The organism is Rhodoplanes sp. SY1 (genome assembly GCF_046000175.1).
In the GTDB taxonomy this organism is placed as follows: domain Bacteria; phylum Pseudomonadota; class Alphaproteobacteria; order Rhizobiales; family Xanthobacteraceae; genus Rhodoplanes.
In genome coordinates this window covers 1-25,034 of record NZ_JBEOMB010000172.1, presented here as the reverse complement: position 1 = coordinate 25,034, position 25,034 = coordinate 1, and the positions used below count along the sequence as shown (strand labels likewise).

Annotated in this window: 22 protein-coding genes and 1 tRNA gene; 13 read left to right on the top strand and 10 right to left on the bottom strand. The window is 71.3% G+C overall.

Annotated features, from left to right (window positions below; genetic code table 11):
* Positions 1–407: 407 nt before the first annotated feature.
* Positions 408–710, bottom strand: coding sequence for a hypothetical protein (locus ABTU92_RS27260; protein ID WP_408094729.1), 303 nt, complete (start codon positions 708–710; stop codon positions 408–410).
* Between the two features lie 140 nt (positions 711–850).
* On the opposite strand from ABTU92_RS27260, the gene ABTU92_RS27255 reads away from it, so the two are divergent.
* From ABTU92_RS27255 to leuD, 4 genes are all read left to right on the top strand, one after another.
* The gene (locus ABTU92_RS27255; protein WP_408094728.1) at positions 851–1,279 is read left to right on the top strand and encodes a metallopeptidase family protein; all 429 of its coding nucleotides are present in this window, start codon (positions 851–853) and stop codon (positions 1,277–1,279) included.
* Between the two features lie 117 nt (positions 1,280–1,396).
* Positions 1,397–1,783 carry a DUF6152 family protein gene (locus ABTU92_RS27250; RefSeq protein ID WP_408094727.1) on the top strand — a complete coding sequence of 129 codons (387 nt, stop codon included), beginning with the start codon at positions 1,397–1,399 and terminating at the stop codon, positions 1,781–1,783.
* A 20-nt stretch (positions 1,784–1,803) separates the two neighbouring features.
* On the top strand, positions 1,804–2,262 hold the full coding sequence (locus ABTU92_RS27245; RefSeq protein WP_408094726.1) for a DUF6644 family protein: 459 nt from the start codon (positions 1,804–1,806) through the stop codon (positions 2,260–2,262).
* A 112-nt stretch (positions 2,263–2,374) separates the two neighbouring features.
* Entirely contained in the window at positions 2,375–2,980 is a 606-nt protein-coding gene (gene leuD / locus ABTU92_RS27240) for a 3-isopropylmalate dehydratase small subunit (protein WP_408094725.1), read from the top strand.
* A gap of 245 nt (positions 2,981–3,225) precedes the next feature.
* On the opposite strand, the gene cysK is transcribed toward leuD, so the two are convergent.
* The 3 genes from cysK to ABTU92_RS27225 all read right to left on the bottom strand — a co-directional run bounded on the left by cysK (position 3,226) and on the right by ABTU92_RS27225 (position 6,985).
* Entirely contained in the window at positions 3,226–4,215 is a 990-nt protein-coding gene (gene cysK / locus ABTU92_RS27235) for a cysteine synthase A (protein ID WP_408094724.1), read from the bottom strand.
* A 258-nt stretch (positions 4,216–4,473) separates the two neighbouring features.
* A complete protein-coding gene (locus ABTU92_RS27230; protein ID WP_408094723.1) occupies positions 4,474–5,964 on the bottom strand; it encodes a M48 family metalloprotease in 1,491 nt (496 codons plus the stop codon).
* Positions 5,965–6,001: 37 nt separating this feature from the next.
* On the bottom strand, positions 6,002–6,985 hold the full coding sequence (locus ABTU92_RS27225; protein WP_408094722.1) for a thermonuclease family protein: 984 nt from the start codon (positions 6,983–6,985) through the stop codon (positions 6,002–6,004).
* Between the two features lie 273 nt (positions 6,986–7,258).
* Between ABTU92_RS27225 and ABTU92_RS27220 the strand changes: the two genes are divergently transcribed.
* Positions 7,259–7,335, top strand: a tRNA-Arg gene (locus ABTU92_RS27220).
* 196 nt (positions 7,336–7,531) lie between these two features.
* Here the strand turns inward: ABTU92_RS27220 and ABTU92_RS27215 are convergent.
* Together ABTU92_RS27215 and ABTU92_RS27210 are read right to left on the bottom strand one after the other, a co-directional pair.
* Entirely contained in the window at positions 7,532–8,899 is a 1,368-nt protein-coding gene (locus ABTU92_RS27215) for a pyruvate carboxylase subunit B (RefSeq protein WP_408094721.1), read from the bottom strand.
* Positions 8,900–9,667: 768 nt separating this feature from the next.
* A complete protein-coding gene (locus tag ABTU92_RS27210) occupies positions 9,668–10,066 on the bottom strand; it encodes a phasin family protein (RefSeq protein ID WP_408094720.1) in 399 nt (132 codons plus the stop codon).
* 376 nt (positions 10,067–10,442) lie between these two features.
* On the opposite strand from ABTU92_RS27210, the gene ABTU92_RS27205 reads away from it, so the two are divergent.
* Entirely contained in the window at positions 10,443–13,703 is a 3,261-nt protein-coding gene (locus ABTU92_RS27205) for an ATP-binding protein (RefSeq protein ID WP_408094719.1), read from the top strand.
* A 331-nt stretch (positions 13,704–14,034) separates the two neighbouring features.
* Entirely contained in the window at positions 14,035–14,868 is an 834-nt protein-coding gene (locus tag ABTU92_RS27200; protein WP_408094718.1) for a DUF1194 domain-containing protein, read from the top strand.
* Positions 14,869–14,896: 28 nt separating this feature from the next.
* Here the strand turns inward: ABTU92_RS27200 and ABTU92_RS27195 are convergent, their stop codons facing one another.
* Positions 14,897–15,322 (bottom strand): type II toxin-antitoxin system VapC family toxin, encoded by a 426-nt coding sequence (locus ABTU92_RS27195; protein WP_408094717.1) that lies wholly within the window; start codon positions 15,320–15,322, stop codon positions 14,897–14,899.
* On the bottom strand, positions 15,322–15,567 hold the full coding sequence (locus ABTU92_RS27190; RefSeq protein ID WP_408094716.1) for a type II toxin-antitoxin system VapB family antitoxin: 246 nt from the start codon (positions 15,565–15,567) through the stop codon (positions 15,322–15,324). The genes ABTU92_RS27195 and ABTU92_RS27190 overlap by 1 nt, the downstream gene beginning before the upstream one ends.
* A 302-nt stretch (positions 15,568–15,869) precedes the next feature.
* Here ABTU92_RS27190 and ABTU92_RS27185 point away from each other — a divergent pair, with 302 nt between their 5' ends.
* From ABTU92_RS27185 to ABTU92_RS27160, 6 genes are all read left to right on the top strand, one after another.
* The gene (locus ABTU92_RS27185) at positions 15,870–16,913 is read left to right on the top strand and encodes a Fe(3+) ABC transporter substrate-binding protein (RefSeq protein WP_408094715.1); all 1,044 of its coding nucleotides are present in this window, start codon (positions 15,870–15,872) and stop codon (positions 16,911–16,913) included.
* A 332-nt stretch (positions 16,914–17,245) separates the two neighbouring features.
* Positions 17,246–18,763, top strand: coding sequence for an ABC transporter permease (locus tag ABTU92_RS27180; RefSeq protein WP_408094714.1), 1,518 nt, complete (start codon positions 17,246–17,248; stop codon positions 18,761–18,763).
* Between the two features lie 229 nt (positions 18,764–18,992).
* Positions 18,993–19,727 (top strand): CoA transferase subunit A, encoded by a 735-nt coding sequence (locus tag ABTU92_RS27175; protein ID WP_408094713.1) that lies wholly within the window; start codon positions 18,993–18,995, stop codon positions 19,725–19,727.
* The gene (locus tag ABTU92_RS27170) at positions 19,727–20,380 is read left to right on the top strand and encodes a CoA transferase subunit B (RefSeq protein WP_111360637.1); all 654 of its coding nucleotides are present in this window, start codon (positions 19,727–19,729) and stop codon (positions 20,378–20,380) included. The genes ABTU92_RS27175 and ABTU92_RS27170 overlap by 1 nt, the downstream gene beginning before the upstream one ends.
* A gap of 441 nt (positions 20,381–20,821) precedes the next feature.
* Positions 20,822–22,891, top strand: coding sequence for an AsmA family protein (locus ABTU92_RS27165; protein ID WP_408094712.1), 2,070 nt, complete (start codon positions 20,822–20,824; stop codon positions 22,889–22,891).
* A 117-nt stretch (positions 22,892–23,008) separates the two neighbouring features.
* Positions 23,009–23,260, top strand: coding sequence for a DUF6460 domain-containing protein (locus tag ABTU92_RS27160; protein ID WP_146618910.1), 252 nt, complete (start codon positions 23,009–23,011; stop codon positions 23,258–23,260).
* 141 nt (positions 23,261–23,401) lie between these two features.
* On the opposite strand, the gene ABTU92_RS27155 is transcribed toward ABTU92_RS27160, so the two are convergent.
* On the bottom strand, positions 23,402–24,193 hold the full coding sequence (locus ABTU92_RS27155) for an ABC transporter permease (RefSeq protein ID WP_408094711.1): 792 nt from the start codon (positions 24,191–24,193) through the stop codon (positions 23,402–23,404).
* A gap of 1 nt (position 24,194) precedes the next feature.
* Positions 24,195–25,034 (bottom strand): ABC transporter permease (locus ABTU92_RS27150; protein WP_408094710.1); only part of this gene is annotated, 840 nt, incomplete at its 5' end.

The following is a 25,034-nucleotide window of genomic DNA, read 5'->3' as shown; positions in this document are numbered from 1 at the left end:
GGGTTCGAACGGTCGTCCCACACCCCGGCCACGACGAAAGTCGGCCGCTCGAACGCGAAGATTCGGCGGACCCGGTTCGGTACAGACGGTCTTATGGCAGGGGCCTCCGGCACTGGCTCTCATCGTCATCTTGAGGTGGCTGCGCGAAGCGCAGCCCTCGAAGGGCGACGGCATCGATCTCGGGCTCGCCCGAGATCGACAGCATTCAAGCCAAGTCGGCGACGCCGACTTGGCTGGCCGTATCGTTCGAGGCCCGGATGCGCCGGGCGCCTCAAGATGACGGGGCAGGGCTCGAGGCCGTTGGTCTTACCACCCGTGCCAGCTGTCGTTTCTGCCGCGCGTGCCGAAGCAGGCGTCCGCCGCGATAGCCGAGAACACCGTCGTCGGGAACGCCGCGCAGCTGCGACTCAGCGATAGGCCCAGCGGCAGCGCATCTTCGGGACGATGACGGTGCCGCTCGGGCGGTTCTCGATGTCGAGCCAGTCCTCGCAGACGCGCACCAACGGGCGCCGCGGCGTCACCTCGAGCCGGGTCGGCGCGCCGGCGGCGCGGCGGGCGCGGGCGGCCTCGCGCTCGTAGGTCGCGGGCGGCGTGTAGTAGCCGCCTGACTGCGCCGCGGCCGTGCCATCGCCGAGCAGGCCCGGCACGCTCACGCCGATGGCCACCACGCCGATCGCAATCACCCCGGCCGAGACGCTGATGCCGCGCATGTCCGCCCTCCTGTCCCCGTCGAAACCTCGCGCAACCGCGCGTGTCGTGTCAATCTCGGACGACCGGGGGCGACGAAGATGCGCCGCCTGTGCCCGCCGGGCCGCATCGCGCCCGTTCCATTCGGTCCAGCTGCTTCGAGATGAGCAAGAACCCGTTGTCCGACCCGCTCGCCTGGCGCACCGTCGCAGCCCCGTCGCTCGCCGAGTTCGAGGTCATGGCCCGCGACGTGTACGCCCGGCTGCCGGCGCGGTTCCGCGCCATGTGCGAAGGCCTCGTGATCCAGGTCGACGACTTTCCGACCGACGAGGTCCTGGACCACATGGGGCTGGAAAGCGAGTTCGATCTCCTCGGCCTGTTCCAGGGCATCGGCCTGCCGTTCCGCTCCGACAGCGCGCCCGTCCAGATGCCCAACATGATCTGGCTCTACCGGCGCCCGATCCTCGACTACTGGGCCGACCACGAGGAGACGCTCGGCGCCATCGTGGCGCACGTCCTGGTGCACGAGATCGGCCACCATTTCGGCCTCTCCGACGACGACATGGCGGCGATCGAGAAGGCGGCCGGCTGAGCCGGGCGCCAGCGCTCCACTTTCACGTCTCGGGTGTCGCGGGGCTTCCGCCGGCGCTGCCCGCTCCCCATCTCGAAGGCACCCCCGGCGCCGTGGCGCCTTCGACGGAGACCGACCATGCCTTCGATCGTCCGCCTGCGCGCTCGCCCGTGGTCCGCCCTCGCTGCGTCATTGGTGCTCGCCGCTCTGGTGCTGCTGGCGCGGCCGGCCCTCGCCCATCACGGCTGGGGCTCCTACGACGCCGACAAGCCGATGACCGTCGAGGCGACCATCGACGAGGTGACGATCGGCAACCCGCACGGCAGCCTCTTTCTCGTGCATGGCGGAAAGCGCTGGGAGATCGTGCTCGCCCCGCCGTCGCGCATGAACGCGCGCGGTGCCACGGCCCAGGTGGTCGCCAAGGGACGTCCCGTGAAGATCTACGGTTATCCGCGCCGCGACGGCACGGCCGAGATCCGCGCCGAGTGGATCGAGATCGACGGCAAGCGCTACGAGCTGCGCTGATCGTCATCGACGGCGCCGACGTGACCGAGCTCTGGGCCGCGCTGGAAGCCTCCGGCCTCGCCGCGCAGGTGCGCGAGTCGACGATCCTGTATCCGGCCGCCAATGTCCTGCATGTGCTGGCCGTGTTGGTGTTTTTCGCCCTGATCGCCGCCATGGACCTGCGGATTCTCCGCGTCCTGCGCGGCCCGGCGCCGGCCCGCGTGGTGGCGCAGCTGCGCCCGGCCGCGACCGGCGCCCTGACCGTGATCGTCGCCACCGGGGTGCTCCTCTTCCTGCCCGAGGCGACCCGGATCGTCCGCAACCCGGCCTTCCTGGCCAAGCTCGCGGTGATCGGCCTCGCCGTGATCAATCTCGCGGCGAACGATGTCGCGTTGCGGCGCGGCGGCGACCGCTCGGTCGCCGTGCAGGCGACCGCCGGCATCTCGCTCGCGTCGTGGCTCGCGGTCGCCGCGCTCGGGCGGTTGATCGCCTATGTCTGACGGGCGTTGGCGGCTCCGCGTCCAGCGTCCTCCGGCCGGCTTGACCCCGGGCCGGCGAGCGTCCATCAAGCAGGCCTCGTACAAAGAAAAGCCCGATCGCAGGACGACCCGCATGGACAAGTTCACGGTTCTCGAAGGCATCGCCGCGCCGCTGCGGACCATCAATGTCGACACCGACGCGATCATCCCGAAGCAGTATCTCAAGACCATCAAGCGCACCGGGCTGGGCACCGGCCTGTTCGCCGAGAAGCGCTTCCGCGACGACGGCTCCGAGAATCCGGACTTCGTGCTGAACAAGCCGGCGTACCGGGCCGCCACGATCCTGGTCGCCGGCGACAATTTCGGCTGCGGCTCGTCGCGCGAGCACGCGCCCTGGGCGCTGCTCGACTACGGCATCCGGGCCGTGATCTCGACCTCGTTCGGCGACATCTTCTACAACAACTGCTTCAAGAACGGCGTGCTGCCGATCCGCGTGTCGCCCGAGGATCTGGAGAAGCTGTTCGACGACGCCGAGCGCGGCGCCAATGCGCGGCTCACGATCGATCTGGAGAAGCAGGAGATCCGCGGTCCCGACGGCGGCTCAATCCGGTTCGACGTCGATCCGCACCGCAAGCACTGCCTGCTCAACGGCCTCGACGACATCGGCCAGACGCTGGAGAAGGCGAGCAAGATCGCCGGCTTCGAGGGCAAGATGAAGGAGCAGCGCCCCTGGGCGTGACGCCGCGGGCGTGACGTTGCGGGCCGACTGAGCATCGTGCCCCGGACAAGGCGCGTCGGGCCGAAGGCTCGATGCGCCGCAGAGCCCGGGCCTAGGGGCGGCACGACGGCCGCTTCCCCATCCCCATCTTCTGTTGTCGCATTCCTCCGTCGCTCTGGGTCCCGGTTCGCGGCGCATTGCGCCGCGCCCGGGACACGAGACCCTTGCCAGGGCCGTTCAGGCAGAGGGCGACCTCGGGATCCTCCTCACAGCCCTTCGAACAGCGCCGTCGACAGATAGCGCTCGGCGAAGGACGGCAGCACGGCCACGATGGTCTTGCCGGCGAACTCCGGCCGCGCGCCGATCTTCAGCGCCGCCGCGACCGCGGCGCCCGACGAGATGCCGGCCGGGATGCCCTCGTAGCGGGCGAGCGCCCGCGCCGTCTCGAAGGCGGTCTGGTTGCCGACCGTCACCACCTCGTCGATGACGCTGCGATCGAGCACGTCCGGCACGAAGCCGGCGCCAATGCCCTGGATCTTGTGCGGCCCCGGCTTGCCGCCGGACAGCACCGGGCTGTCCTCCGGCTCCACCGCGATGATCTTCACGGACGGCTTGCGGCTCTTCAGCACCTGGCCGACCCCCGTGATGGTGCCACCGGTGCCGACGCCCGACACGAAGGCGTCGATGGCGCCGCGGGTGTCGTTCCACACCTCCTCGGCCGTGGTTCGGCGATGGATGTCGGGGTTCGATGGGTTCTTGAACTGCTGAGGGATGATGGCGTTCGGCGTCTCGGCCGCGAGCTCGCTGGCGCGGGCGACGGCGCCGCTCATGCCCTGCGCGGCCGGGGTGAGCACCAGCTCGGCGCCGAGCAGCGCCAGCATCTTGCGCCGCTCGATCGACATCGACTCGGGCATCACCAGGATCAGCCGGTAGCCGCGCGACGCCGCCACGAACGCGAGCGCGATGCCGGTGTTGCCCGACGTCGGCTCGATCAGCACCGAATCCGGCGTCAGCCGCCCTTCCGCCTCCAGCGCGTCGATCATGGCGACGCCGATGCGGTCCTTGACGCTCGCGATCGGATTGAAGAACTCGAGCTTGGCCAGGATGGTGGCCTTGACGCCCTGGAGCTGCGGCAAGCGGTTGAGCCGCACCAGCGGCGTGTCGCCGATCGTCTCGGTGATCGAGTCGTAGATGCGTCCGCGACCCGCGGTCCGGAACTCGGACGACGACTCCGGCTTCAGCGCGGCTTCGGCCATGGCAGTTCTCCACCTGAGCAGTTCGACTGGCGGACGGGCCGGCGGCCCGTCGGTCGCGAGCAGGAATAGAATATCTGTCTTCCCCGGACAACGTGCGGTGGGAAAAACGAAAAATCCTGCTCCGTCCAATTGCGGGGAGGGGATTTCGGTCTCGCCGGGCCGGGCCTGGAAGACGATTGTCCCGCCGCCGGGAAACGCCCGTGCGGGGCCTCGGGTTCGCCCCGCGGAGACGCGGCCGGCGGGCTGCCGCGCCGCGCGCTACTCGACGACGATCTTGACCTTGTCGCCCGGCTTCACCGTGTCGGTCGGCCCGAGCCCGTTGAGGGCGCGGAAGCGCTCGACCTGCCGGTCGAGCAGCGCCATTCGGGCGGCGAGCTTGTCCACCGTGTCGCTCGGCCGCACCGTGACGACGCGCAGTCGCAGCGGCCGCGCGTTGCGGGCCTCGGCGAGCGACAGCCGGCGGATCGAGCCGACCGACTCGCGGAACGCCCGGTCGATCTCGGGCGTGCGCGTCTTGCTCGCGAAGACGAAGCGGTAGACCTCCGCGCCGTTCTTCACCAGCACGACGCGGAACCACCAGGGGGCGCTCTTGGCGGTCGCCGTGACGGCCGGGAAGCCGCCCGCGGAGGTCTCCTCGACCGAGCCCGGCTCGATGTTCTCGATCCAGCCGGCGTTCAGATAGGCGGTGAGGCTCTGGTCGGCGGACGGCCGCACGATGTCGAGCCGCAGCGCCGGATCGCCGCCGGCGCGGTTGCCGAGCACGGCCTGGGCCGTGTTCTCCAGCGTGAAGCCCTCGGGTGCCGTGAAGGTGAAGCCGAGCTTCGGGTGGATGAAGCGCCGGCCGCGCACGAAGCCCTCGACCGGATCCTCGCCGTAGACGAGGCCGTCGATGGCGGCCAGGAAGGCGTCGCGGTCGCGCGACCCGGCCGGATGCTGTCGCGCATTGGCGAGCGCGTTCTCGATGCGCTCGGGCGTCGCCGGATGCGAGGAGAGAAAATCGAGCGAGCGCGGGTCGCTGCCGCTCGCCGAGCGCAGCGTCGAGAAGCGGCCCATGGCGGCCAGGATGCGGGGCGCGCCGTGCGGGTCGTAGCCGGAGCGCGACGCGATGCCGACCCCGATGCCGTCGGCCTCGAACTCCTGGGCGCGCGAAAAGCTCGCCAGCGCCAGCTTGGTCTTGGCGAGCGCCAGCGCGCCCGTCGTGTCGGTCGGGTCGGCGGCGGCGCTCGCCATCGCGACGCGGCGCGCCTGGTCCTCGCGGATCGCCGCGTGGCGGGCCAGCACATGCGCCATCTCGTGCGCCAGCACGGCGGCGACCTCGGAGGTGTCGTTGGCGAGGCCGATCAGCCCGCGGGTGACGTAGAGATCGCCGGTCGGCAGCGCGAAGGCGTTGACGGCGGGCGAGTTGAGGATCGTCACCTTGTAGCGCAGGTCGGGCCGCTCCGAGGCGGCGACGAGCTTGTCGACCAGGGCGGCGAGCGTCGCCTCGAGCTTGGCGTCCCGATAGGCGCCTCCGTAGGACGCGAGAATGCGCCGGTGCTCGCGCTGTGCCGGCGTGAGGGGCTCCGCGACGGTGCGGCGCGGCTGCGTCGTGCTGCCGGTCTGATCGTCGAGCGTCGTGATCCACGAGGAGCAGCCGGGTAGCGCGAGGCCGAGCAGCAGCGCCGCGGCGAGCCGCGCCCGCGCGCCCCGCCACGCGCCTGCGCCGGGTCGCCGTGCCGATCTCCCGCTGCGGGTCCCGTCCGACCTCACCGTTCCACCCCTGCGACGCGGCCTGCGCCGCGCCGGATCATCGTGTGCCGCCGTCCCGCGGCCGATCCTCGTCTTCCGCCCGGGGCGGCTGCGGGAGATCCGGCTGCGGCCGGCCCTGCTGCGCCCGGTCCTGTTCCTGTCGCGCCCGGACCTGCTGCACGTCGTCCTGCCGCACGCGATCCTGCCGCGAGGGCGTGGATCCCGCCCCGTCGAGCGCGAGCTGCTCGGCCCGCACAATCTCGATCCGTGGCCCGCCGCCGCGCTGCTCCACCACGCCGCGGACCTCGATCCGGCGGCCGGCCAGCCGGCCGGGAACGAGCCCGGATGCGGCGAGCGTCCGCTCGATCCGCTTGGGGATCGTCGCGGCAAAGGCCTCCGCCCACCGGCGACCGAAATTCAGGTAGATCGTGCCGCCGCTCTCGCGGACCGAATCGATCTGCCCGACGACGACGGCAAACCCACCGCGCCGCTTCAGAATTTCGGCCGGCCGCTCGGCCGGCACCGCAGCATAGACGGGGTCGGACCACAGGCCAAGATTGGCCGCCCGCGCGGCCCGTTCGGCGGCCCGCAGCGCCGGCAGGCAGGCCTCGTCGTCGACCCGGGCGGCGACGCGCGCATGGCCCTGCGCCAGCAGGGCGAGCTGGAGCGGGACGGGCGGGAGCGGGTTTGGCGGGACCGCCCCGGGCGGGCCGCCCTCCGCCGCCGCCCAGGCGACCATCCGGCCCCAGCGGTCGGCGACCGGCCGGCCGCCGGGGGCCGTGGCCGGGGCGAGGACGACGGCCCGCCCCTCCGCCGCGACGGCGAGCGCCGTCCGGGCCGCCCGGCCGGCCGGCGTGTCGGCGGGGGCCACCTCGAGACCGGCGAGCAGCACCTCGCGGCCGTCGGCGAGCAGCAGGGTCCGCCCGTCCGGCACGGCGACGACCGTCCCGCCGCCGATGGCGGTCGACGGGACACCGGCGGAGCCGCAGGGGAGGGTGGTTGGCTCGGCGACGGCAGGGCACGGGCGGAGCGCCGGCAGCATCGCGAGCGCCGTCAGGGCCGCCGTCGCAGCCCGGACCGACCATCGTGGCCATGGACGAGGCAGTGACACGAGCGAGTGCTCCGTGCTCGGGCGCGACGCCCTGCGGCAAGGCGCGTTTGGGCCTCGCGTATCGGCGTTGCGCTTTGGCCTCGCGTCTCGGCCTGGCGTCTCGGCCTCGCATCGCGCCGTCCGCCGCGCCCCTCCGGGGACGCATCGCCACGCCGCATCCGGCAGGATGCACACCGCCTGCGATTATGCTAGTCGGAGGCCGTCGGTCCCGTAGCTCAGCCGGATAGAGCAGCGGTTTCCTAAACCGAAGGTCACAGGTTCGAGTCCTGTCGGGACCGCCATCGTCCAACCGTGCTCGGGCGTCCAAGCGTGCTTGGTGAAGCACCAGGGGCGGAGATGCAAAAGGAGCCCTCCCGGCGGGAGGGCTCCTTGCTCGTATGCCGGGCTCGTCGGTGTGGCGGCGTCCGCGGCACTCGCATCGTGCGCCGGCACGGTCACGCGGCCGCCGTCGGCACGGTCACGCGGGCGCCGGTGTGGTCACTCGGCCGCCAGCTCCGGGCCGCGGTTGGCGGCGAAGAACTTCAGCGCGACCTCCGGGAACAGCGCGAAGGAGAGCACGTCCTCCAGCGTCGCGTCCGGATAGCCCTTCTCGGCGAGCTTCTTCCGCAGGAGCTCCATCTGGGGCGCGATGTCGTCGGCCGGGCGATGCTCGATCATCTTCTGGCCGGCGATCACCTCCTTCATCACGTCCTGGATCGGCGCCGGGGTGCGGCCATAGGCGCCGCGCGCCAGATCCTTGATCTCCTGCGGCACCACCTTGTAGCGGCCGAGGATGACGTTGAAGGCGGCCATCGAGCCGACGATCTGGCTGGTCGGCGTGACGAGCGGCGGATAGCCGATCTCGGCGCGCACCCGCGGCAGCTCCTCGATCAGCTCCGGATACTTGTCGGCCTTGCCCTGCTGCTTGAGCTGGTTGAGGAAGTTCGACAGCATGCCGCCCGGAATCTGGAAGGTCAGCACCTTGGTGTCGATGTCGATCGCGGTGTTGAGCTTGAACGTGTCGGCCAGATCCTTCTTCACCTTCCGGAAGTGGTCGGCGATCGGATAGAGCTTCTCCTTGTCGATGCCGGTGTCGCGCTCGTGGCCTTCGAGGGCCGCGACCAGCGCCTCGGTCGCCGGCTGCGAGGTGCCGAGCGCGAACGGCGACAGCGCGCAGTCGACCACGTCGGCGCCGGCCTCCATGGCCTTCAGATAGGTCATCGACGCCATGCCGCTGGTGTAGTGGCAGTGCACGTCGACCGGGACGCCGAGCTTCTCCTTGATGGTCTTCACGAGGTCGTAGGCCGTGTAGGGCGCGAGCAGCCCGGCCATGTCCTTCAGGCAGATCGAGTCGGTGCCGAGATCGACCAGATCCTTCGCGACCTTCAGGAAGTTCTCGGTCGTGTGATACGGGCTGATCGTGTAGACGATGGCGCCCTGCACGTGCGCGCCGGCCTTCTTGGCGGCCCGCATGGAGACTTCCAGATTGCGGGTGTCGTTGAGCGCGTCGAAGATGCGCACCAGGCCGATGCCGTTGTCGACCATCCGCTGCACGAAGGTCTCGACCACGTCGTCGGCATAGTGGTTGTAGCCGAGCACGTTCTGGCCGCGCAGCAGCATCGAGATCGGCGTCTTCTTGATGTACTTCTTCAGCGTGCGCAGGCGCTCCCACGGATCCTCGTCGAGGAAGCGCAGGCAGGCGTCGAAGGTGGCGCCGCCCCAGGCCTCGAGCGCGAAGTAGCCGATCTCGTCGAGCTGCTCGAGCATCGGAATCATGTCCGACGTGCGCATGCGGGTCGCGGCGAGCGACTGGTGTCCGTCGCGCAGGACAGTTTCGACGATCTTCAGAGGCTTCTTGGTCGTCACGAGGCGCTCCCGCGTTTCTCAGGGCCGTCACGAGCCGTCACGAGCGGGCCGCGGTGTCACGGCGCGCGATGCGACGGCGCGGCGGCGCGGATCCCGATCCCGGTCTCGGCGCGAGTTAATAACGCGGGACCGTCTCGGCGCAATCCGCTCCGAGCGTGGTTCTGACATGAAAGGCGATTATTGCAGTGCGGCTACGGGCTTCCGCGAACAGGGGAAATGCGCAGATAGACCCGTGTCGCCACTCTGCGACGCATCCTCTGCGACGGCATCGTGTCGCATGCCGAAACACGCATGTGATTTTTGCCGCCGAGTCATGGTGCCACGTCATGGCGTCGGCTCGTCGTGCCATTTCATGGCATCGGTTGATGGTGCCACGTCATGGCGCCGAGTCGATGCGGCGACTAGGCGCAGCGCGGTCGGCCAGGTGCGGCATACCCCTGGCGCCGACAGGTGCGAGACGTCGGCCGGCGCTCCGCGGTGGGCGCCGTCGTCGCTCGGGGCGCGCGGGCGCGGGCGAGCGAAGGCGCGCCTGTCGGTGCGAGCCGTGCAAGACCCCGCCGGTGGCGTCACGGAACGCGGCGTGCCCGATGCCGCTCGCGGCTCGAATCTGCGCCAATGGGAATCTGCGCCAATGGGACGGCTTCGTCCCGCCGGCCTTCCGTCCCGCGATCGATACTCGCCAAGATTGTGGGCAGCCGCCCATCATGATGCAGCGCAATATTCAATGGACCGAAACCATTCTGCACTGCACCAGGGGGCGCCGCCGCTTCAGGCGCCGTTGCCGCGGCCCGGCACCTTGACACTGTCCATGGCGGTTCGCGTGGCGGTCTCGCCGAGATCCTTGAGCTGCTCGGTGAGCACCTGCATCTGGGTCTGGACGAACTCGGTCTGCATCTTCACGACCTCCTGGATGTCCTTCGCCTGGACCACCCGCTGGGCGAAGTCGAAGGCCGAGATCACATTGCGTTCCGCGAAGTTCATCGCCTTCTTGCTGATCCCCTGGGCGCCCACCTGGCTCGCCTTCACGCGGTCCTCGAACGCCGAGACGGCCTCCTGAGCGGCCTGCATGTAGTTGTTGAACGCGAGCTTCGCCTGCTCGACGCTGCGCTCGGCGACGGCGCGCATCTCGGACGGGATCTCGAAGGACGGGGTGGTGCCTTTCATCATCTTCCTCTCCTACGCCGGCGGGCTCATCCGGCCGCCTGAACCATGATCATTATTGCACTGCAACATGAGAATGGCAAATCGAAAACAACCCGTACGGGATTTTCCCGCTCTGGTCGCGGCCGACTCTGCGGCAACCCAGGAGCGCGCCCGTTAACGTTAGCGATCGGTCGACGGGGGGCAGCCTCCGCTCCGGCGTGGACGCCCGCGAAGGCGCCATTTATTAAGGGTTTGTTTACGATGGGGCGTAACGCCTCGGCGAGGCGTGTGGCGCGACATCCGGGGACGACATCCCGGTCGCGGAATGTGGGCGCAGCGGATGGGAGATCGGTCGGCCGACCTTTCGGCACTCCTCAGACACCGGCTCACGGTCCATGCCGTGGCGGCGGTCCCGGTCTGGCTGTGGTCGACCGACGCCACCCGGCTGCTCTTCGCCAATGCGACCGGGGCGGCCGTGCTGGGGGGCGGCTCGTTCGCGGACCTCGCCGCCCGCCGCTTCGATCCCACCGACCCGGCGATCGCCCAGGTGGAGCGCCTGGCCGCCACCCTCTATCCGTCCGGGACCACGATCCTGCAGCGCCTGCGCGGCTTCGGCGCGCCGCTCGGCCGGGCGCTCCTGTGCGCCTGCACCCGCGTGACCGTGGACGGCCGCGGCGCCGTGCTGGTGGTCGCGCAGGAGCCGGCCGGCCCGCGGCTGAGCTTTTCGGAGCGTGTCCGCCGGCTGTGCGCCGCCTACGACCTCCCGATCGCCGCCTTTGCGGCCGACGGCACCCGGATCGCGACCAACCCGGCCGGTGCGGAGGCGTCCGGTGGCGCGACGCTCGCGGCGCTCGGCGTCGAGTCGCTGGTCGCCCGCGCGCTCGCCGAGGGCAGCGCCACCGGTGACGGGCCGTCCGGCCCGGTCGAGATCGTGCGGGTCGGCGAGGGCGCCGAGACGGCGCTGCTGGTCCGGCTGCCGCCCGCGCCCGCCGTCGCGCCGTCTGCCGAGGCGCTTTTCGACGCGCTGGCGGCCGCCCCCGGCGCCGATGATGCCGAAACCGCGGCCGAGACACCGGACGTCGCGGCCTCCGATGCCGTGCCGCCCGAGGCGCCGGCCGTCGGCGACGCCGAGGCCGAATCCTTGGACGCGGAGCTTTTCGAAGCCGAGCCGATCCGGGACGAGGCCCCCGAGCCCGAGCCGGTCGTGACGGTGGCCGATGAGCCGGCCGCGGCGGACACGCCGGACCCGGCCGAGGCGTCACCCGTCGCCGCCATCGAGGATCGCGACGAGCACGAAGCTGCACCGGCCGCGCCTCGCGACGACGAGGCGGAGTGGCGCGACGACGTCGACGCGGACCCTGCCAAAGCCCCGGACGATCGCGGCGCGATGCACGCCCCGACCGGCGGGACCGGCACCGAGACGCCGGCCTTGCGCATCGACATGCCGGCGGCGACCGAGCGGCGCTACCCGCTGCGTTTCGTCTGGCAGATGGATGCCGAGGGGCGCTTCACGCTCGGCTCCGACGAGTTCGCCGAGGTGATCGGGCCGCGCGTCGCGCTGGCGCTCGGCCGGCCGTGGCGCGAGATCGCCGCCGCGCTCGGGCTCGATCCAGAGGGGCGGGTGCTGCGCGCCGTCGAGACCCGCGACACCTGGAGCGGCATCGTCGTCTCGTTCCCGGTCGACGGCAGCGAGGAGCGGCTCGACGTCGAGCTGTCCGGCCTGCCGGTGTACGACCGCGCCCGCACCTTCCTCGGCTATCGCGGCTTCGGGGTCTGCCGGGACCTCGGCCGGCTCGCCGATTTCGGGCGGCTGCGCCGCGCCCCCGTGTTCGCGATCGGCGAGGCCGCCACCACGGCCGCGACGCCCGGCACCGGCGATCGTCCGGACCCGGACGCCCCCGAGAACGTGGTCCGCTTCCCGGTGCCGCCGGAGGCGCGGCCCGCGGCCGCCGCGCTCACGGCCGGCGAGCACAACGCCTTCCACGAGATCGCCCGCCAGCTCCAGGCCCGCCTGGGCGGCCGGGCCGACGCACCGTCCGCGGCCGGTGGCGATCTCGCCGATCGGCCGTCGGCCGCGTTCGACACCGCCACGCGGGCCGCGGAGCCGGCCGTCGGCGCGGCGTCGGCCGGTCTCGGCGATGCGACCGGGCTCATCGACCGCATGCCGGTCGGGGTCCTGGTCTATCGTCACGACGAGCTCCTGTTCGCCAATCGCAGCTTCCTGGCGACGACCGGCTATCCGGATCTCGACGCGCTCGCCGCCGCCGGCGGGCTCGACAGCCTGTTCGTCGCCGGGGACGCCGATCTCGCCACCACGCCCGGCCCGCAAGGCCAGGCGCTCGCCATCCTGACCCGGCGCGGCGACCGCAAGCCGGTGGCGGCGCGGCTGTTCGCGATCGGCTGGAACGGCGAGAGCGCCTTCGCGCTGGTGCTGGCGGCGGCCGGCGAGGAGCGCACGCGGGCCGGCGATGTCGCGCTCCGGCGCGCCGAGGCGACCATCCGCGAATTGCACGCGCTCCTCGACACGGCGTTCGACGGCGTGGTCGTGCTGACACGCGACGGGTCCATCGTGTCGGCGAGCCACAGCGCCGAGGTGCTGTTCGGCGCCGAGGTCGGCGGCCTCGCCGAGACGCCGTTCGTCAATCTGTTCGCCGGCCAGAGCCGCGAGGTCGTCCGCGACACCCTCGCCCGGGTGCGGCGGAGCGGCCGCGTCGCCCTCGACGCCGGCCGCGAGGTGACGGGCGCGGTGCGCGGCGGCGGCGCCGTTCCGCTCGCCATGACCATGGGGCCGATGAGCGACGGCAGCGACCGGCTGTGCGTCGTCTTCCGCGATCTCACGGCGCATCGGACCGGCGTTTCGCCCGGGACCGCGACGGTCGCGTTCGAGCCCGCCGGAGCGCCCACCGGAGGGCCGGCCGGCGAGCGCCGGCCCGCCACCGGACAGGCGCCGGACGGACCGAGCATCGGCGACCCGGCCGGCTTCGTCGCCAAGCTCGGGCACGGCCTGCGCACCCCGCTGACCGCCGTGATGGGATTCGCCGACCTGATGCTGGAGGAGCGCTACGGCCCGATCGGCAACGAGCGCTATCGCGGCTATCTGCGCGACGTGCGCACCGCCGCCCAGCAGATGGCCGGGCTGATCGAGGACACGCTCAGCCTGTCGCAGGCGGAGAGCGGCACGCTCGAGCTGACCTTCGTGTCGGTCGACCTCAACGAGACCGTCCAGGCGGCCGTGAAGAGCATGCAGCCGCAGGCGAACCGCGAGCGCATCATCATCCGCTCGTCGCTCGCCCCGCGGGTGCCGCCGATCGTCGCCGACACCCGCTCGCTCCACCAGATCATCCTCAACCTGATCGGCAACGCCATCCGGCTCGGCGGCCCCGGCGGCCAGGTGATCGTCTCGACCGGCCAGAACGACCGCGGCCAGGTGGTGCTGCGGGTGCGCGACACCGGCCACGGCATGAGCCAGAGGGATCTGCAGTCGGCCCTCCAGGCGAACACCCGCGCCGACACGGCGCCGCCGGCCGGCAACGGCCTCGGCCTGCCGCTGACCAAGGCGCTCGCCGAGGCCAACCGCGGCACCTTCGCGATCACCAGCCGGGTCAACGACGGCACCCTGGTCGAGGTGACGTTCCCGCGGCCGAAGATTCCGGCCGAGTAGGTCGACGCGAGCTCAGCGCCGTCCCGCCGCAGGTGACAGCCTTCGTCGGCCCGTGTCGGCCCGCAGGGCCGGGCCCGGGATCCATACGGCCTGTCTCCCGTGAGCCACCGGCACCGGGCGTGTGGATTCCGGGCTCGCGGACCTGGCGATCCGCGCTTCGGAATGACGGGACGCGGGGATCCCTCCCGCCCTGTTTGCGTTATGCTCCGAGGTGCCGGTGCCGTGAGGGCCGGCTGCGTCCGCTCCGCGACACCCCCGCGCGGCGCCGGCCGCCATGGCCGCGCCGCCGATGCGGCCGGCCCGATCGGGGCGGGGGCGATCGGAGGCGGCGATGCGCATCCCGGTGGTCGACATCCCGGTGGTCGGCGTTCCGATGCGCGACGGCGCGCGGCGCGCGGCACGGGCCGCAGCCCGAGCCCTGCTGCTCGCCATGGGGATCTTCGCCGCGGCGCTGTCGGTCACGCCGCCGGCGCGCGCCGCCGAGGAGGTCGACCTGCTGCTGGCGCTCGCCGCCGACGTGTCACGCAGCGTCGACGGCCAGAAATTCCAGCTCCAGCGCGACGGCTACGCGGCGGCCCTCACCGACCCCAAGGTGGTCGCGGCGATCACGGGCGGCACGCTCGGCCGCATCGCGGTCGCCTATATCGAATGGTCGGGCGCCGGCAACCAGAAGGTCGTCATCGACTGGACCGTGATCCGGGACGCCGACAGCGCCGGCAAGTTCGCCACCCAGCTCCTCGAAAGCCCGCGCGCCTTCGCCGATCGCACCTCGATCTCGGGCGGCATCGACTTCTCGGTGGCGCAGCTCGACCGGGCGCCGTTCCCGGCGCGGCGGAAGACCATCGACGTGTCGGGCGACGGCACGAACAATTCCGGCCGCGATGTGACGGCGGCGCGCGACGAGGCGGTCGCCAAGGGCATCCAGATCAACGGCCTCGTGATTCTCACCGAGCAGCCGCTGTCGTGGAATGCCGAGCACACCAACCCGGCCGGCGGGCTCGACGCCTACTTCCGCAACAACGTGATCGGCGGGCCGGGCGCCTTCGTGATGACGGCGCAGAACTTCGACTCCTTCGGCCAGGCGCTGATCGGCAAGCTGATCGCCGAGATCGCCGGCACGGCCCCGCCGACCCGGGCGGCGGCACTCGGCGGCGCGCTACGCTGAAGCCGATCACGACGCCACGCCAGGTTCGTCAAGCGAGATCGGTGCGGGCGAAGTCGTCGCCCTTGTACAGGAGGGCGACACCGAGGGCGCGGGCGCAGGCATAGGCGAAGCAGTCGCCGAAGTTCAAGTCGGCCGGATGACCCACTGCCTTGCCGAACGTGGCGCAGGCGTCGAGAGCGCGGTTCCCGATGTCGGGCGTGATCGTCACCTCCTCGGCGCCGAGATCCTCGACGAAGGCCTCCACGGCCGCGCGGGCGCGGCCGAGCAGCTCGGCCGACGGCTTCGCGGCGCCGGCCGGCCCCGCTTTGAGCCGTGCCAGGCCGAGCGCGGCCTCGAACTTGACCAGCGGCGACACGAAGAACGGCGGGTCGGTCGCGGCGAGGCGCTTGGCGATCTCCTCCCAGCCGGGTTCCCGCCCGAGGATCGCGACGACCGCCGAGGCATCGAGGAACATCAGCGCTCGTCCCACATCGCATCGGTCCAGGCCTTCATGTCGAAGGTCGGGTCGCTCGGACCCATCGCGTCGGCCAACGCCTGCGCGCGGGCGAGACGATCCCGCACCGGCAGGGTGCGGCGCGCCTGCGCGAGCTGGGCCAGGAGGGCGTTGCGCACCGCCTCGGTCTTGCTCCGGGCGCGGGTGAGGCGCCGCACCTCCTCGGCCAGCGCATCGACGGCGGGATCACGGATGAAGAGCGCCATGAGATATCTCCAGAGAATATTTGTATATCTCGCTTTGGATATATTCTCGACCCTTCGCATCGATCGACCGGCCTCGGACGGCGCGGCCTGACGCCGCGCCCAGTCCGGCTAGTCGAACAAGGCCTGCATCGGTGCACCGGCAGGACACGAGAATTTTGATGGAGGTTGTAAGGGTTCCAATCTCGGAATCATTCCAAGCCTATGACGGATCGGGAGAATTCCTTGACGTGCCGGGCCCCGCACCTCTAGCTCACGGCAGGTGTTCGCCGACACGTGCCCTCAGTCCCCGTCAGGAGCCTGCCATGCCGACGCGCCCGCGCTCTTCGTCGTCCGCCCGCCTCTCGTCCGTCATCGTCGCCGCGGTGCTCGTCGCCGTCCCGTCGGCGGCCCTGGCCCAGGCCGGCGAGGTGAACGTCTACACGTATCGCGAGGCGAAGCTGGTCGCGCCGCTGTTCGAGGCCTTCACCAAGGACACCGGCATCAAGGTCAACACCATCTCGGCGAGCAGCGGCCTCGAGCAGCGCATCGCCACCGAGGGCGCCAACAGCCCGGCCGACGTGCTGCTCACCGTCGACATCGGCCGCCTCAAGGAGGCGATCGATCTCGGCGTCGCCCAGCCGATCAAGTCCGACGTGCTCGACAAGGTGGTGCCGGCCCAGTACCGCGATCCGAACGGCCTCTGGTACGCCGTCTCGGCGCGCGCCCGCGTCGTCTACGCCTCCAAGGCGCGTGTCGCCCAGAACGAGATCACCTACGAGGAGCTGGCCGATCCCAAGTGGAAGGGCCGCGTCTGCATCCGCTCGGGGCAGAACATCTACAACAACGCGCTGTTCGCCGCCGCCGTCGCCCACTACGGCGAAGCGAAGGCCGAGGAGTGGCTGAAGGGCCTCAAGGCGAACCTCGCCCAGAAGCCGTCGGGCGGTGACCGCGAGGTGGCGCGCGACATCGCCGCCGGCAAGTGCGACATCGGCGTCGGCAACACCTACTACTGGGCGCTGATGAGCGAGCGCGAGCCCGACAAGAAGGCCTGGGCCGAGGCCACCAAGGTGATCCTGCCGACCTTCCAGGGGCACGGCACCCACATGAACGTGTCCGGCGTGATCCTCGCCAAGAACGCCCCCAACAAGGCGAACGGCCTCAAGCTGATCGAGTGGCTGGTCGGCGAGCAGGCGCAGAAGATCTATGCCGACATGAACTTCGAGTATCCGATCCGGTCCGGCGTCAAGCCGCATGCCGTGATCGCCGGCTATGGCGAGCTCGCCGCCGATCCGCTGCCGATCGCCACCATCGCCGAGAACAAGAAGAAGGCCGCGACCCTCGTCGACAAGGTGGGCTTCGACAACTGAGCACGCGAGCGGTCACGCTTCTCTCACGTCGTCATGGCCGGGCTCGTCCCGGCCATCCACGTCTTTGCGCGGCGACGGGCCGCAAAGCGGATGCCCGGCACGAGGCCGGGCATGACGGAGGAGAGGTTGGCGCCGGCGCGCCACGATCGATCGAGCTCGGTGCCTCACGGTCGGATGGCTGGTCGCGCTTCCAATCCCGTCTCCGCCTCAGCCACCCTCTCGCCTGGCTGCTGCTCGCCGGGCTCGCGGCGCTCGTCGCGACGCCGCTCGCGAGCCTGCTCGCCATCGCGACGCGCGGTGATCCCGAGCTGTGGCCGCATCTCGCTGCCTATGTGCTGCCCGACGCGATCCTGACGACCGCGCTGCTGCTCGCCGGCATCGCGGCACTGACCGCGCTGATCGGCGTCGGCACCGCCTGGCTGGTCGCCGTGCACGACTTCCCGGGTCGTTCGCTCATGGCCTGGCTGCTGCCGCTGCCGCTCGCCTTCCCGACCTACATCGTCGCCTATGTCTATGCCGACACGCTCGACACGCTCGGGCCCGTGCAGGGCGCGCTCCGCTGGCTGCTCGGCATCGCGGAGCCGGCCGGCTCGCTGCTGCCGGAGCCGCGCTCGCTCGGCGGTGCCGTCGTGATCATGAGCCTGGTGCTCTATCCGTATGTGCATCTCGCCATGCGGGCGAGTTTTCAGGGGCGCAGCGCCGTGCTGATCGAGGCGGCGCGGCTGTTCGGCGCGAGTCCGTGGCGGATCGCCCGCACCATCACGCTGCCGATGGCCCGCCCGGCGCTCGCCGCCGGCCTCGCGCTGGTGCTGATGGAATCCCTCAACGACATCGGCGCGACCGAGTATCTCGGCGTGCGCACCCTGACGCTCGCCGTGTTCACCACCTGGCTCAACCGCGGCAGCCTCGCCGGCGCCGCCCAGATCGCCGTGGTGATGCTGGTCGTCGTCGCCGTCCTGATCGCGCTCGAGCGCCACGCCCGCCGCCACCGCGTCGTCGCGGCGAGCAGCGCCGACGCGCGCACCTGCCGGCGCCTGCCCCTCGGCGGCGCGGCCGGGGTGCTGGCGCTCGCCGCCTGCCTGCTGCCGGTCGGGCTCGGCTTCGCCGTGCCGTTCGGCTTCCTGCTGCGCGAGGTCTTGACCCGCGGCCTTCTCGTCGGGTTCGACCCCGATCTGGTCCGCCACATCGGCTCGACCGTGATGCTGGCCGGTGCCGCCACGGTGCTCGTGCTGGGGCTCGGCTTCGGCGGCGCCTTCGCGGCCCGGCTGATCCGGCGTCGCCGCGCCGGAGCCCTGCTCGGCGCCGCCGGTCTCGGCTACGCGGTGCCCGGCACGGTGCTGGCGCTCGGGCTGCTCGGCCCGCTGGTTGCGGTCGACGAGGCGATCGGCGGCGTGGTGCGGGCCGTCACCGGGCACGGCGCCGGCCTTCTGCTCGCCGGCTCGGCCGCCGCCGTCGTCATCGCCTACACGATCCGGTTTCTCGCCATCGCCACCGGCTTCGCCCAGGCGGCGCTGACCCGGCTGCCGGTCGAGCTCGACGACGCCGCCGCCTCGGTGGGCGCGCGGCCGCGCCGCGTCGTCGCCGCCGTGCATCTGCCGCTCACCCGGCCGGCGCTCGTCGGCGCCGCGCTCCTGGTCTTCGTCGACTGCCTGAAGGAGCTGCCCGCGACCCTGCTGCTGCGGCCGCTCAACACCGAGACGCTGGCGACCTATGTCTACCAGTTCGCCACCCGGGGCAGCTTCGAGGAGGGGGCGCTGGCCGCCCTGCTGATCGTCCTGGTCGGCCTCGTCCCGGTGATCCGCATGGTCCGGCTCGCCGACGATCTCGACCCGGACGCGCCGCTCGCGTAGCATCGTGCCGCACCTGCAGCATGGAACGGGCCGGCGGCCGGGCGAGAGCCCGCGCGGGCCGGAGCGAGACACGACCGGGAGGCGATCGTCGGGGCTTCGGCGCGCCACCGGCGATTGATCGGAACGACTGTAAGAACTTGCAATTCCGTCATCCGAACGGCCATGTCGCGCGCCGGCGCCCCGGTCCGCGACGGCGAGCAAACGGCGGTGGGATCATGAGGGTGGGAACATGAAGAAGGTCTATGCGGACCCGTCGACGGCCTTGGCAGGGCTGTTGAAGGACGGAATGACGATCATGTCGGGCGGCTTCGGCCTGTGCGGCATCCCCGAGAGCCTGATCAAGGCGGTGCGCGAGTCGGGGGCGAAGAACCTGACCGTGATCTCCAACAATGCCGGCGTCGACGGCGTCGGGCTCGGCATCCTCCTGGAGACCCGCCAGATCCGCAAGATGATCTCGTCCTATGTGGGCGAGAACAAGCTGTTCGCGCAGCAGTTCCTGTCCGGCGACCTGGAGCTCGAGTTCAACCCGCAGGGCACGCTCGCCGAGCGCATCCGGGCCGGCGGCGCCGGCATCCCGGCCTTCTACACCAAGACCGGCGTCGGCACCGTGATCGCCGACGGCAAGGAGGTGCGCGAGTTCAACGGCGAGAAATACGTGATGGAGACCGGCCTCGTCGCCGACGTCTCGCTCGTGCACGCCTGGATGGGCGACACCGAGGGCAACCTCGTCTACCGAAAGACCGCCCGCAACTTCAATCCGATGATGGCGACCGCCGGCAAGGTCACCATCGCCGAGGTCGAGCACCTGGTCGATCCGGGCGACATCGAGCCCGACCGCATCGTCACGCCGGGCATCTTCGTCCAGCGCCTGGTGCAGGTGCACGCCGAGAAGCACATCGAGCAGCGGACCACGCGCAAGCGCAGCCTGGCCGAGATGCCGGCCGGCGCCGGGGAGGAAGTGTGATGGCCTGGACCCGCGACCAGATGGCGGCCCGCGCCGCCCGCGAGCTGAAGGACGGCTTCTACGTCAATCTCGGCATCGGCATCCCGACGCTCGTCTCCAACTACATCCCGGAGGGCGTCAAGGTCGTGCTGCAGAGCGAGAACGGCATGCTCGGCATGGGGCCGTTCCCGTACGACGGCGAGGAGGACGCCGACCTCATCAACGCCGGCAAGCAGACCATCACGGAGCTGCCGACTACGAGCTACTTCTCGTCCGCCGACAGTTTCGCGATGATCCGGGGCGGCCATATCGACCTGTCGATCCTGGGCGCCATGCAGGTCGCCGAGAACGGCGACCTCGCCAACTGGATGATCCCGGGCAAGATGGTGAAGGGCATGGGCGGCGCCATGGACCTGGTCGCCGGCGTGAAGAAGGTGGTCGTGGTGATGGAGCACGTCGCCAAGGACGGGCCGAAGCTCCTGCACCGCTGCAACCTGCCGCTCACCGGCGCCAACGTGGTCGACATGGTGATCACCGACCTCGCCGTGTTCACCATCGACAAGCACGGCCCCGGCGGCATGACCCTGATCGAGCTCGCCGACGGCGTGTCGCTCGACGAGGTCAAGGCCAACACCGAGGCGACCTTCAAGGTCGGCTCCGCCAAGGCGGCCTGAACGGGCGGCGCTGCCGAGCGTCCGGCTCCGCGTCGCGCGTTTGGACGCTGCGTCCCTCGGAGGCTGCGTGCCCCGGACAAGGCACATCGGGCCGCAGGCCCGGTGTGCCGTAGAGCCGGGGTCCAGGGGCGCCACGGAAAGGTGGACCGACCTGGGCCCGCCGAATGGTCGCGTGAGGCGCCTCGCCCGATCGCCCTGGGTCCCGGGTCGCGGCGCGATGCGCCGCGCCCGGGACACGAGGCCCACCACGGGTAGGGCGCCGATGGGCGTCGCGGTCGTTTCGGACCTCGCGCTCGCTTGTGTGTTTTCCAAAAAGCCCTGCCGGTGCCGAGCCTTGAGCGAGTCTTGCCGGCCACGAAAGGGTCACAGAGATCGCGCAGGGTCGCGCCGTTCCGCCGTCATTGGCCGGCCCAACCCGCAAAACATCGGACCCGTGCTGCCGTGAGCGTTCCCACCGGCTTCAAGCGCCTTGCCGCCGCCGTCTCCGCGGTGGTGCTGGGCGGTCTCGTGGTGCTCGGGCTGGCGTCCTATCTGGTGTCGGTCGATGCCGCCCGCGACGCCGTGACGGGCGAGGTGCGGGCCGTCACCGGGCTGGAGCCGACGGTGCGCGGCACCTCGACCCTGTCGATGTTCCCGTCGCCCCGCATCGCGCTCGGCGACGTCGCCCTCGCCGGCTATGCCGAGGACGACTCGCCCTTCGTGGCCGAGGCGCTGGTCGCCAATGTGCGCTGGCTGCCGCTGCTGCTCGGCCGCATCGAGATCGCCGACATCGCCCTGGTGCGGCCGCACATCACGGTGCGGTTCGATGCCGACGGGCGCTCCAACTGGTCGCCGCTGGTCGCGACGCTCGCCCTGGCGATGCGGCCCGACCCGCGCGCCGAGCCCCGCTCCCTGTCCTTCTCGGAGATCCGGATCACCGACGGCACCGTCGTTCTGGTCGACGCCGGCCGCGGGGTGAGGGAGGCGCTGGAGCGGGTCGAGCTGTCGCTCGCCTGGCCATCGATCGCCAAGAGCTTCGCGGCCACCGGCCGGGTGACCTGGCGGGACGAGCCGCTCGACCTCGCGCTGGCGATCGCCGATTTTCCGGCGGCGCTGGTGGGCGAGACCTCCGGCCTGAAGCTGCGTGTCGGCGGGGTGCCGCTCAAGGCGGCCTTCGAGGGCGCCATGAGCCTGCGTCCGAGCCTCAAGATCGACGGGACGCTGGCCGCCGACGCGCCGTCGCTGCGCGGTGGGCTCGGCTGGGTGTCGGGCCGGCCGTTCTACGGCGTCGGCCTCGGCCGCTTCGCCCTGAAGGCCAAGACCAACGTGGTTAGCGGCACGGTCGCCCTGTCCAGCCTCAACATCGAGCTCGACGGCAACGCCGCCGAGGGCGTGCTGACCTGGGGGCTGGCCGAGCGCCGGAGCCTGCAGGGGACGCTCGCCGTCGACACCCTCGACCTCACCCCTTACGCGGCGGCGCTGCGGCTGATGGCCTCCGATCAGCGCGCCTGGAACCGCAAGCCGCTGTCGCTCGACTGGTTCGACGACGTCGACCTCGACCTCCGGATCTCCGCCGCCCGGGTGCTCACCCCGCAGACCCGCTTCGGCCGCACCGCGATGGCGGCGACCCTGCAGAACCAGCGGCTGGTCGTCACGGTCGGCGAGGCGCACGCCTTCAACGGCGTCGTCACCGGCTCGCTCGCCCTCGACAAGACCGCCGACGGGGCGGCGGTCCGCTCCCAGCTCTCGTTCCGCAATGTCGACCTCGAGACCTGCCTGTCCGAGTTGATCGGCGTGCGGCGGCTGGAGGGGAAGGGCAACGTCCTGGTCAGCCTCGACGGGGCGGGGTCGAGCGTCTTCGGCGTCACCCGCACCCTCAACGGTCGCGTCTCGCTCACCGCCGCCAACGGGGCGCTGGTCGGGGTCAATGTCGAGCAGCTCCTGCGCCGGCTGGAGCGTCGCCCGCTCGGCGGCGGCGCCGACTTCCGCTCCGGCCGCACGCCGTTCGACAGCCTCGCGGTGGTCCTCAAGGTCAGCAACGGCACGGCCCAGGCCGAGGATGTGCGCCTCCAGGGCACCAATGTGCGGCTCGCCGTGGCCGGGACGGCCTCGGTGCCGAGCCGCGAGCTCGACCTCACCGGGACGGCGAGCCTGCTGTCGCCCATGCTCGAGCAGCCGCCGACCTTCGAGCTGCCGTTCTTCGTCCAGGGCAGCTGGGACGACCCGATGATGCTGCCCGACACCCAGGCGCTGATCCGCCGCTCCGGTGCGGCGGCGCCGCTGCTCGATTCGCTCTCGGACAAGCGCACCCGCGACGCCGTCCGCTCGGCGATCGACCGGCTCGGCGGTGGCGACGGCGCCGCCGTGCTGCGCCGCCTCGGCATTCCGGCCCCGGCCCCGACCGCGGAGCCGGCTCCGGCCGCGACGCCTGATCAGGCCCCGGCGGCCGAGCAGGGCACGCCGACGCCCGAGCCGACGCCCGAGCCGACGCCGGTGCCCGACGCCCCGGTCGCCGAGGTGCCGACCCGCTGAAGCCTCTCCCCTCGGGCCGACCCCGCTCAGCCCACCCCTCGAGTGCGCTTGCTGTATGATGGCGCGCCGCGAATCGGTCGGTCGCGCGCCGTCGCGCAGGGGTGGAGCCCGGGGACGATGTGGAGAGTGCTGCACACCGTGGCGAAGATCGCGGTCGCCTCGCTGATCGTCGGGACCGTGCTGGCGCATTTCGGCATCACGCTCGACGCCCTGGTCGGCGAGCTGGGCGTCTCGCCGGAGCGGCTCGAGCAGGCGATCCGCCGCGCCGTCGCCGTGGTGCTGCCCAACCTGCTGCTCGGCGCCGTGATCATCGTGCCGATCTGGGCGCTGATCTACATCCTCCGCCCGCCCGGCCAGAGCAGCGAGTGATCTCGTATCCGATGCCCTTGAATCGGCTCGTTTCTCCGCTCGTCCCCGCGAAGGCGGGGACCCAGGAGCGGGCGGCAAGTGGCCCCTGGATTCCCGCTTGCCCGGGAATGAGCGGAGGGTGGTGCAGGCGCACGGGCCTGTTCAGGTCGCCTCGCGCCGCTCCGCCCGGCGGGTCGCCAACGACGCAAGGATCACGACCAGCGCCGTGACGGCGATGAAGATCGTGCACACGGCGTTGATCTCCGGCTTCACCCCGAGCCGCACCTCCGAATAGATCCGGATCGGCAGCGTCGTCGCGCCGGGGCCGGACGTGAAGCTCGCGATCACGAGGTCGTCGAGCGACAGCGAGAAGGCGAGCAGGAAGCCGGCCGCGATCCCGGGCGCGATCACGGGCAGGGTCACGATGAGGAACGTCCTGAGCGGCGGGCAGCCGAGATCCTGGGCGGCCTCCTCCAGGCTGCGGTCGAAGCCGGCGAGGCGCGACTGCACGACGACGGCGACGAAGCACATGGTCAGCGTCGTATGGGCAATCGTCACGGTGGCGGCGCCGCGCTCGAAGCCGACCGCGACGAACAAGAGGAGCAGCGACAGGCCGGTGATCACCTCGGGCATCACCAGGGGCGCGTAGATCATCGCGGCGAAGGGCAGCCGGCCGCGGAAGCGGCCGAGCCGGGTCAAGGCGAGCGCCGCGAGCGTGCCCAGCACGGTGGCGAGCGTCGCCGAGGCGAGCGCGATGCCGAGCGAGGTCAGCGCCGCCTCCTGCAGGGCGCGGTCCTCCAGCAGCGCCACGTACCAGCGCGTCGAGAAGCCGCCCCACACGGTGACGAGCCGCGAGTCGTTGAACGAGTAGACGACCAGAATCAGGATCGGCACGTACAAGAACGCGAGGCCGACCGCGAGCGACACGAGATTGAAGCCGGAGAGGCGGCGCATCTCAGCGGCCCTCGCGGATCTGGCGCGACTGCAGCGCCTCGTAGGCCGCGATCGGCCCGACCAGGAGCACCAGCAGCACGACGGCGATGGCCGAGGCGACCGGCCAGTCCTTGTTGGAGAAGAACTCGGTCCACAGCGTCTGGCCGATCATCATGGTCTCCGAGCCGCCGAGCAGATCCGGGATGACGAACTCGCCGACGATCGGGATCAGGCACAGCAGGCACCCGGCCCCGATGCCGGGCAGGATCAGCGGGACGGTGACGAGCCAGAAGGCTCGTCCGCGCGGGCAGCCGAGATCGGCCGCCGCCTCCATCAGGGTCTCGTCGAGCTTCTGCAGGCTCGCATAGAGCGGCAGCACCATGAAGGGCAGGTAGGAGTAGACGATGCCGATGATCACGGCCGTGTCGGTGGCGAGCCACACCGGCGGCGTGTCGACCAGGCGCAGCGCCAGCAGGGCCTGATTCAGCAGGCCGTCGTGCTGCAGGATGGTCATCCAGGCATAGATGCGGATCAGGAACGACGTCCAGAACGGCAGCATCACGGCGACCACCAGGATCGGCTGCGCTCGCGCCGGGGCGCGCGCCATCGCATGCGCGATCGGCAGGCCGATGGCGAGCAGGATCGCGGTGGAGACGAGCGCGACCTGCAGGCTCTTCAGATAGGAGAACAGATAAAGGTCGTCGCTCGCGATCAGCGCGTAGGCGTCGGCCGAGAGGGCGCGGACGAAATCGACCACGCCCGAAAATCCCGCCGCGACGTCGAGCACGGGCGTATAGGGTGGCTGCGCGATCGCGGTCTGCGACAGGCTGAGCCGCCCGACGATCAGGAACGGCACCAGGAA

What these genes read in the sequence shown, in the direction of transcription:
- ABTU92_RS27260 (WP_408094729.1), bottom strand. Translation starts at nt 710, where the DNA reads ATGCGCGGCATCAGCGTCTCGGCCGGGGTGATTGCGATCGGCGTGGTG.
- ABTU92_RS27255 (WP_408094728.1), top strand. Translation starts at nt 851, where the DNA reads ATGAGCAAGAACCCGTTGTCCGACCCGCTCGCCTGGCGCACCGTCGCA.
- ABTU92_RS27250 (WP_408094727.1), top strand. Translation starts at nt 1,397, where the DNA reads ATGCCTTCGATCGTCCGCCTGCGCGCTCGCCCGTGGTCCGCCCTCGCT.
- leuD (WP_408094725.1), top strand. Translation starts at nt 2,375, where the DNA reads ATGGACAAGTTCACGGTTCTCGAAGGCATCGCCGCGCCGCTGCGGACC.
- cysK (WP_408094724.1), bottom strand. Translation starts at nt 4,215, where the DNA reads ATGGCCGAAGCCGCGCTGAAGCCGGAGTCGTCGTCCGAGTTCCGGACC.
- ABTU92_RS27225 (WP_408094722.1), bottom strand. Translation starts at nt 6,985, where the DNA reads ATGCTGCCGGCGCTCCGCCCGTGCCCTGCCGTCGCCGAGCCAACCACC.
- ABTU92_RS27210 (WP_408094720.1), bottom strand. Translation starts at nt 10,066, where the DNA reads ATGATGAAAGGCACCACCCCGTCCTTCGAGATCCCGTCCGAGATGCGC.
- ABTU92_RS27200 (WP_408094718.1), top strand. Translation starts at nt 14,035, where the DNA reads ATGCGCATCCCGGTGGTCGACATCCCGGTGGTCGGCGTTCCGATGCGC.
- ABTU92_RS27195 (WP_408094717.1), bottom strand. Translation starts at nt 15,322, where the DNA reads ATGTTCCTCGATGCCTCGGCGGTCGTCGCGATCCTCGGGCGGGAACCC.
- ABTU92_RS27190 (WP_408094716.1), bottom strand. Translation starts at nt 15,567, where the DNA reads ATGGCGCTCTTCATCCGTGATCCCGCCGTCGATGCGCTGGCCGAGGAG.
- ABTU92_RS27185 (WP_408094715.1), top strand. Translation starts at nt 15,870, where the DNA reads ATGCCGACGCGCCCGCGCTCTTCGTCGTCCGCCCGCCTCTCGTCCGTC.
- ABTU92_RS27175 (WP_408094713.1), top strand. Translation starts at nt 18,993, where the DNA reads ATGAAGAAGGTCTATGCGGACCCGTCGACGGCCTTGGCAGGGCTGTTG.
- ABTU92_RS27170 (WP_111360637.1), top strand. Translation starts at nt 19,727, where the DNA reads ATGGCCTGGACCCGCGACCAGATGGCGGCCCGCGCCGCCCGCGAGCTG.
- ABTU92_RS27160 (WP_146618910.1), top strand. Translation starts at nt 23,009, where the DNA reads ATGTGGAGAGTGCTGCACACCGTGGCGAAGATCGCGGTCGCCTCGCTG.
- ABTU92_RS27155 (WP_408094711.1), bottom strand. Translation starts at nt 24,193, where the DNA reads ATGCGCCGCCTCTCCGGCTTCAATCTCGTGTCGCTCGCGGTCGGCCTC.